The sequence below is a fragment of the Robiginitalea sp. genome (assembly GCF_049588695.1).
Taxonomy (GTDB): Bacteria; Bacteroidota; Bacteroidia; order Flavobacteriales; family Flavobacteriaceae; genus Robiginitalea.
Genome location: NZ_JBAVZJ010000224.1, coordinates 1 through 6,644, shown reverse-complemented (window position 1 = coordinate 6,644; position 6,644 = coordinate 1). Strand labels below are relative to the sequence as shown.

7 protein-coding genes are annotated in these 6,644 nt (G+C 46.6%); 1 reads left to right on the top strand and 6 read right to left on the bottom strand.

Features of this window, described 5'->3' with window-relative positions; all coding sequences use genetic code 11:
• Nucleotides 1-117 precede the first annotated feature (117 nt).
• The 6 genes from WBV75_RS05435 to WBV75_RS05410 form a co-directional block, all read right to left on the bottom strand.
• Nucleotides 118-570 carry a hypothetical protein gene (locus tag WBV75_RS05435; protein ID WP_424119630.1) on the bottom strand — a complete coding sequence of 151 codons (453 nt, stop codon included), beginning with the start codon at nt 568-570 and terminating at the stop codon, nt 118-120.
• A gap of 89 nt (nt 571-659) precedes the next feature.
• Entirely contained in the window at nt 660-1,019 is a 360-nt protein-coding gene (gene arsC / locus WBV75_RS05430) for an arsenate reductase (glutaredoxin) (protein WP_424119629.1), read from the bottom strand.
• A 19-nt stretch (nt 1,020-1,038) separates the two neighbouring features.
• A protein-coding gene (gene prfB / locus WBV75_RS05425) for a peptide chain release factor 2 (protein WP_424119628.1) occupies nt 1,039-2,131 on the bottom strand; the annotation gives its coding sequence in 2 pieces (ribosomal slippage) (nt 1,039-2,073 and nt 2,075-2,131; 1,092 coding nt in all).
• Nucleotides 2,132-2,197: 66 nt separating this feature from the next.
• Complete coding sequence (locus WBV75_RS05420; RefSeq protein WP_424119627.1) at nt 2,198-3,040, bottom strand: transglutaminase-like domain-containing protein; 843 nt, start codon at nt 3,038-3,040, stop codon at nt 2,198-2,200.
• 47 nt (nt 3,041-3,087) lie between these two features.
• On the bottom strand, nt 3,088-4,032 hold the full coding sequence (locus WBV75_RS05415) for an alpha-E domain-containing protein (protein ID WP_424119626.1): 945 nt from the start codon (nt 4,030-4,032) through the stop codon (nt 3,088-3,090).
• Nucleotides 4,033-4,037: 5 nt separating this feature from the next.
• On the bottom strand, nt 4,038-5,498 hold the full coding sequence (locus tag WBV75_RS05410; protein ID WP_424119625.1) for a circularly permuted type 2 ATP-grasp protein: 1,461 nt from the start codon (nt 5,496-5,498) through the stop codon (nt 4,038-4,040).
• A gap of 166 nt (nt 5,499-5,664) precedes the next feature.
• Between WBV75_RS05410 and WBV75_RS05405 the strand changes: the two genes are divergently transcribed.
• A partial coding sequence (locus WBV75_RS05405) for a DUF5117 domain-containing protein (protein WP_424119624.1) occupies nt 5,665-6,644 on the top strand: 980 nt, incomplete at its 3' end.

The window sequence follows — 6,644 nt, the reverse complement described above, 5'->3', positions numbered from 1 at the left end:
GTCCAGGACGGTTCCGGTTAAGGTAATGCTTTGGGTTTTCGAATTTTCTGGCCGTTGGGCCTGCAATCCGAGGCAAAACAGTGCCAAAACAGGCACGAGAAATTTATTCATGAAGGGTTACGTTTTTTTCTTCTTTTTCCGATCCTTTTTTTCCTTCTTAGACTTTTTTCCATTTTTAATCAGATCCATAAAACCTTCATACTTCTCCGGAGGCAATCCTTGCTTCAGTTCTGCTTGCTGGTTTTCTGCGATCTTCTCATAAGCTTCCCTGGCCTTATCCTTGGGCAATTCCAGGATTTGAAGCTCGATGCGCTGCTGCACATACTTATTGAGAATGGAACTCACTACAGCTTGTTCAAAGTCGTTCAGATCCAGGGCTTCGGTAATCCTGGGCATTTGATCTGCCACAAGCTCTTCTGCCGTTTTCGGATCTTCTTTTTGAACTTCAGGCCCCGGACCTCGCGGCAGGGAAGAACGCTGACTATCAAATGTCCCATAGCGCCCCATTTGAGCGTGAGTGCTATAAATCCCCATAAGGGAAACGGTTAAAAAAAGAATGATTTTTTTCATTGCTCAGTCTTTTAGACCGGATTTGGCAAAAACCGTTTAATCCGGCTTGGTTAAATGTTTGTTAAATGAATGTAGAACTTCTGTTCTCCTTAATCCGAACCTGGATTTTCGAACAGGTGCCTGATGTTTTCAGGAGGTCGACCCAGTACAGCGGCATCCCCTTTAACCACTACAGGTCTTTCCATGAGCTTGGGATACTCAGCCATGGCCTGTAAGATTTGACCCTCATCCAGCGTTTTCCCTTTGTACTTTTCTTTCCAAATGGCTTCACCTTTGCGCAGGAGCTCCTCGGGCTGCATTTGCAGTTTGTGGAGCAAGGCTTTTAGTTCTTCTTTGCTCAGGGGTGTTTTCAGGTATTCGACAATCTCAAAATCTTCTCCGCTTTCTTGAATCAAAGCGAGGGTTTCCCTGGATTTACGACATCTCGGGTTGTGATAAATAGTAATCATGGGCAACGTGTTAGTTCTGTTAAGCCGGGTCTTTCTGACCCGTCATCATCAGGTAGGCTTTCAGGAACTGGTCGATATCCCCATCCATAACAGCGTCCACATTTCCAGTTTCTTCCCCGGTCCGAACATCCTTTACCAGTTTATACGGGTGCATCACATAGTTGCGAATCTGAGAACCCCATTCGATTTTCATCTTAGAGGCCTCGATAGCATCCCGGGCTTCCTGTTTTTTCCTCAGTTCAATTTCATATAACTGAGACTTCAGCATTTTCATCGCTGTGGCCCTGTTATCGTGCTGGGACCTGGAATCAGAACAGGAGATCTGTATACCGGTGGGTTTGTGCACCAGTTGCACCTTGGTCTCCACCTTGTTCACATTCTGGCCTCCGGCCCCACTGGAACGGGCTGTGGTGATTTCAATGTCTGCCGGGTTGATATCGATCTCAATGGAGTCATCGGCCAAAGGATAGACATATACCGAAGCGAAAGAGGTATGGCGTTTGGCGTTACTGTCAAACGGCGAAATACGCACCAGGCGGTGCACCCCGTTTTCACCCTTAAGCCATCCAAAGGCGTATTCTCCGTCAATTTCCAGGGTAACGGTTTTAATTCCGGCCACATCTCCTTCCTGGAAGTTGAGTTCCCTGACTTTGCATCCGTTTTTTTCTGCCCACATCAGGTACATCCGCATTAGCATGGATGCCCAATCGCAGCTTTCTGTTCCTCCTGCACCCGCAGTGATTTGGAGCACGGCCGTCAAGTCGTCACCTTCCGCGGATAGCATATTTCGAAACTCCAGTTTTTCCAAAGCTGCCTCAGCTTTTTCGATTTGGATCGCTACATCTTTTTCGGAACCTTCATCGGCCTCCAGAAACTCCGATAAAATCTCTGCATCTCCCACGAGCTGCCGGGCCTCTTCGAATTGCGTCACCCAATTCTTCTTCCCTTTGAGTTTCTTCATAAACTCCTGGGCAGAAACAGGGTCATCCCAAAAACCGGGGGCAAGGGTTTTCTCTTCTTCGTTTTGGATTTCAATGCGCTTGGCATCTATGTCAAAGATACCTCCTTAACGCGCCAAGGCGTTCTAAAAGCGACTTCAATTTCTCGAACATGCTGTGAATTTTAAGGCGTAAAGTTACAGTCTTTTAAGGGGATTTCAATAAACGCTTTACTATTAATTACTGCTGTGAAGCCACCTGCACTTTATGCGTTGTAGTGTTGCGACCCTGGGCATAAAGTACTCCCTTCAGAGGGGCGCAGTCCCTATAATCCCGGCCATGAACAACTTTAATATGGTCAGCAGCTGTGAGAAGATTGTTGGTGGGGTCGAAGCCCAACCATCCTATTCCCGGGAGATAGGCTTCGGTCCAGGCGTGCATTTGTGTATCGCCAAAGTACCCGTGTCCCTGGTGCAGGTACCCTGAAATGTACCGGGCAGGAACACCATTTTGGCGGGCGATACCAAGAAAAAGATGGGCAAAATCCTGGCAAACCCCCTCGCGTTGAACAAGAATGTCTTCTAAGCGGGTCTCAATATCGGTAACACCCTCCCGGTATTGAATAGTTTCATGGATCCATGTATTGAGCCCCAACAAGTTGGTAAAAACATTTTCTGAAGGGTTAAATTCGAATACCGGAGATTTTTCCGGGATCAGACTAAGGGCAGTACTCTGTAAAAACCTGTTAAATTCCACCCGGAATGCCAATTTTTCTTCCGGGTTCTCCGGGAGGGGTCTTATATGCGCAAGGTCAAAGCTGTAGGGGTTTCCAGACTCTTTCTCTAAGTGGAATATGGCGTGAAAACTAATTTTTTTCAGAGGGGTGCGACACCGCACGCGAATAACTTTAAAATCGAATGCGTTTCGGGAGTGTTCCCATGGCGCATCTGCACTGCTGGTAAAGTTCATCTCCAGAAGCCGTTGGCCCGGTCCCTCCAGGGGTTCTATCAGGAATTGCCAATACGCCTCGTGAATCGGGAATTCATAAGTGTTTTCTGCGTGGTATTCAATCGAGTACTGCATTCCCATATTTTTCTATTTGAATGCCGAAAACGGAACTTATCGACAGGTTAGTAACTGAAGAACTCTTTTTCGAGATGAAATCCGATATCTGAAAGCTCCGAAAGAATACCCTCGATAAAGCCCCCCGTGTCTGATTCAATTTCTTCGACCTTCATGAACTGATAAGCGGCCCGGGTTTTCCCTACCATAAAGGCCGCTGAAGCCTTATTCTTTATTCGGGAGGGATCCAGGTGACATACATGACGGTAAACCTGATTCAGGCTGTTCATTACAGATCTCGGGCAATTGGGATTGAGGATCAGGAATTCGAGGGTACTCAAGCTGGTCGGTTGTTTTTTGTAAAGCCTGCGCATCATATCATAGGATTCTGCGCATTTCAGAAGTGTCGTCCATTCATAGCTGGTTCGGAATCCTTCCGGATCATCATGGGTCGAAAGTTCTGCATCCAGGAACTTAGTCTGTATTATTCGCGTGATTTGAATCGCTCTTTCCAAATTGACACCCATCATGATGATGGCATATATAGAATCGTGGAACAGCGTACCTCTCATTTTTGCGCGAATGATAGCCGTCATCTCTGTATTGTGGGTTGTGAAATCAAACAACCCCGTTTTCATAAAAGTTTTTGGCGGGTAATCATTTACATAGTGGTAAAACTTATTTATGGCTTCGTATAACTCAGTGGAGATCAAATCCCGGGCTGAGAGCGCATTTTCCCTTGCGTTTCGTACGGCGTTGATAATGGATATGGGCGTTTCCGGATCCAATCCCAGCTGGTACAACACCTCTTGCTGCTTTAGTTTTGTTTCCTCCTGTGGGTTAATGCCGGCCATGGACATCATGGAGCGAAGAACGAAATCCTTTGACTGGGAACGCGGATCCGGGGCGTCCAGGGAAGAAAAGTAATTCACATTCAGGTACCGGGCTATGTGTTCGGTGCGTTCAATATAACGCCCCATCCAGAACAAATTATCGGCAACACGGGCTAACATAGTGCTTATTTTTGAAGTACCCAGGTATCCTTGGAGCCACCACCCTGGGATGAATTAACAATGAGGTTTCCTTTTCGAAGGGCCACCCGTGTTAGTCCTCCTTTGAGAACATAACAGGAATCAGGGCCTAAAACAGTAAAGGTGCGAAGGTCGATATGTCGTTGCTCAAAGGACTGCGAATCTTCGATGAATGTCGGGTGAACAGAAAGCGATAGAATGGGCTGCGCCACGTATTTGCGCGGGGCTTCCCGGATGGATTTGCGAACTTCCTCCACTTCCTTATCATTGAGTCGGTTTCCGATAGAAATCCCATACCCACCCGCTTCGTCCACAGGTTTCACCACGAGTTCCCTTATATTCTCGATTACAAATTCTCGCTCCTCTTTGCGACTGCAGTGATAGGTGTGAACATTTTTCAAGATAGGATCTTCACCCAGATAATAGCGTATGATATCGGGTACATAGGTATAAACCGCTTTGTCATCAGCTACACCGGTTCCAGGGGCATTGGCTATGGTTACGTTCCCTTTTTTATACGCGGCAAATAATCCGGGTACCCCGAGGGAAGAGTCTTTGCGGAATTCAAGGGGATCCAGAAAAAGGTCGTCTATTCTCCGATAAATAATATCTACTCTTTGCGGACCTTCAATGGTCTTCATATAGACAAAATCATTTTCCACAAATAAATCCCTGCCCTCTACCAGTTCCACACCCATGGTTTTGGCCAGGTAACTGTGTTCGTAAAAGGCAGAATTATACATGCCAGGGGTAAGAACCACTGTATTGGGAACATCCACCCCTTTGGGCTTGACGTGTTCCAGCTTGTCCAAAAGATTCTCAGCGTAATTGGTAACCGTGTGCACCCCATAGTGGTTAAAGACTCCAAAATAGGCCCGCTTGAGCGCGGTGCGGTTACTAAGAACATAACTGACCCCTGATGGGCAACGGATATTATCTTCTAAAACGTAGTATTCACCATCGTTGTGCCTTATGATATCCGTCCCTGATATATGATTGTAGACTTCGCCGGGGGGGGTCATCCCCACCATCTGCTCCAGGTAGTTTTCGGAGGAGTTGATAAGTTCCAGAGGAATGACCCCATCCTTTATGATTTGTTTTTTTCCGTAGATATCTTTCAGGAAAAAGTTCAGGGCTCTGCAGCGCTGGGCCGCCCCGTTTTGAATGTGCTCCCATTCGCCAGCCCCTATTATCCTGGGAAACATGTCAAAAGGAAATATTTTTTCTTTCGTAGCTTCCTCGCTGTATACCTGAAAGGTAATGCCCTGATTAAAAAAGGAGGCCTTGGCTTTGTCGTTCAGATGTAAATATTCTGCTATGGAATTCTTGCCGTAATGTTTAAAAAGTTTTTTGTACACGCGGGTCACCTTGCCGTCCCTGTCAAAAATCTCATCAAAGAGCGAAGGATCCCGGAGGTAAGAAGCGAAAATTGTGTTATCAGATGCCATAGAAACCAACCTAGGTTAATAAGGTAACTGAATTATTGGGAAATCAAAATAAATGCGCAAAACAATGTGGGCAGGCTCAAATTTTGACGGGTGACCTTGTAGGATAATTGCCTTACGCTTATTTTAGGGGATTCATAAAAAACTATAATTTGTTATCTCACAACTTATGATTCGAAATTCATCGGCCCTCCTTTTTCTACTGCTTCCCTATCTGATTTCAGCTCAATTCACCGAGAAAAGTAAAAACTTTGATAAGTACGATGGATACTTTGATTATATGTACGATCCGGAATCGGATAAAATCTACCTTGAGGTCAAGGACCTTGAAAAGGAATTTCTGTACGTCTATTCCCTGAGTAGCGGGATGGGGAGTAACGACATCGGGCTGGACCGGGGACAATTGGGGAATGAACAGGTCGTGTACTTCAAAAAAGCGGGAAACAAATTGCTGCTCGTACAACCCAACCTGGAGTACCGCGCGCTCACCGACAATCCCCTTGAAAAGAAAGCGGTAGAACAGGCCTTTGCCAAATCTGTGATTTATGGCTTTCCAATTGTAGAGACTGTTGGCAGTTCCCATATCATCGATCTTTCCGGGTTCTTGATGCAGGACGCTCACGGGGTATCGGCCCGTCTGAAAAGAGCTGGTGAAGGCAGTTATACCGTCGACACCTCCCGAAGCGCCTTGAATATGGAACGAACCAAAGGCTTTCCTGAAAATGTAGAATTTGACGCCCTTCTGACTTTCAAAGGAGAACCCAAAGGGCGTCTGGTGCGATCTGTGACGCCAAATCCGAACCTCATCACTGTAAACCAGCACCACTCATTTATAAAATTGCCGGATGATGGGTTTCAGATGCGGGAATTTCACCCCGGTTGTGGCAGTTACCCCTTTTCATACTACGATTATGCAACCCCTGTGGAGTCCTCCCTGGAAAAGCGGTATATCACCCGGCACAGGCTTGAGAAGAAAAATCCGGAGGCGGCCACAAGTGAAGCGGTAGAGCCCATTGTGTATTATCTGGACAACGGAACCCCGGAGCCTGTACGGTCGGCGCTTTTGGAAGGAGGACGCTGGTGGAACCAGGCTTTCGAAGCCATCGGATACACCGATGCCTTTCAACTGAAAATGCTTCCGGATGACGC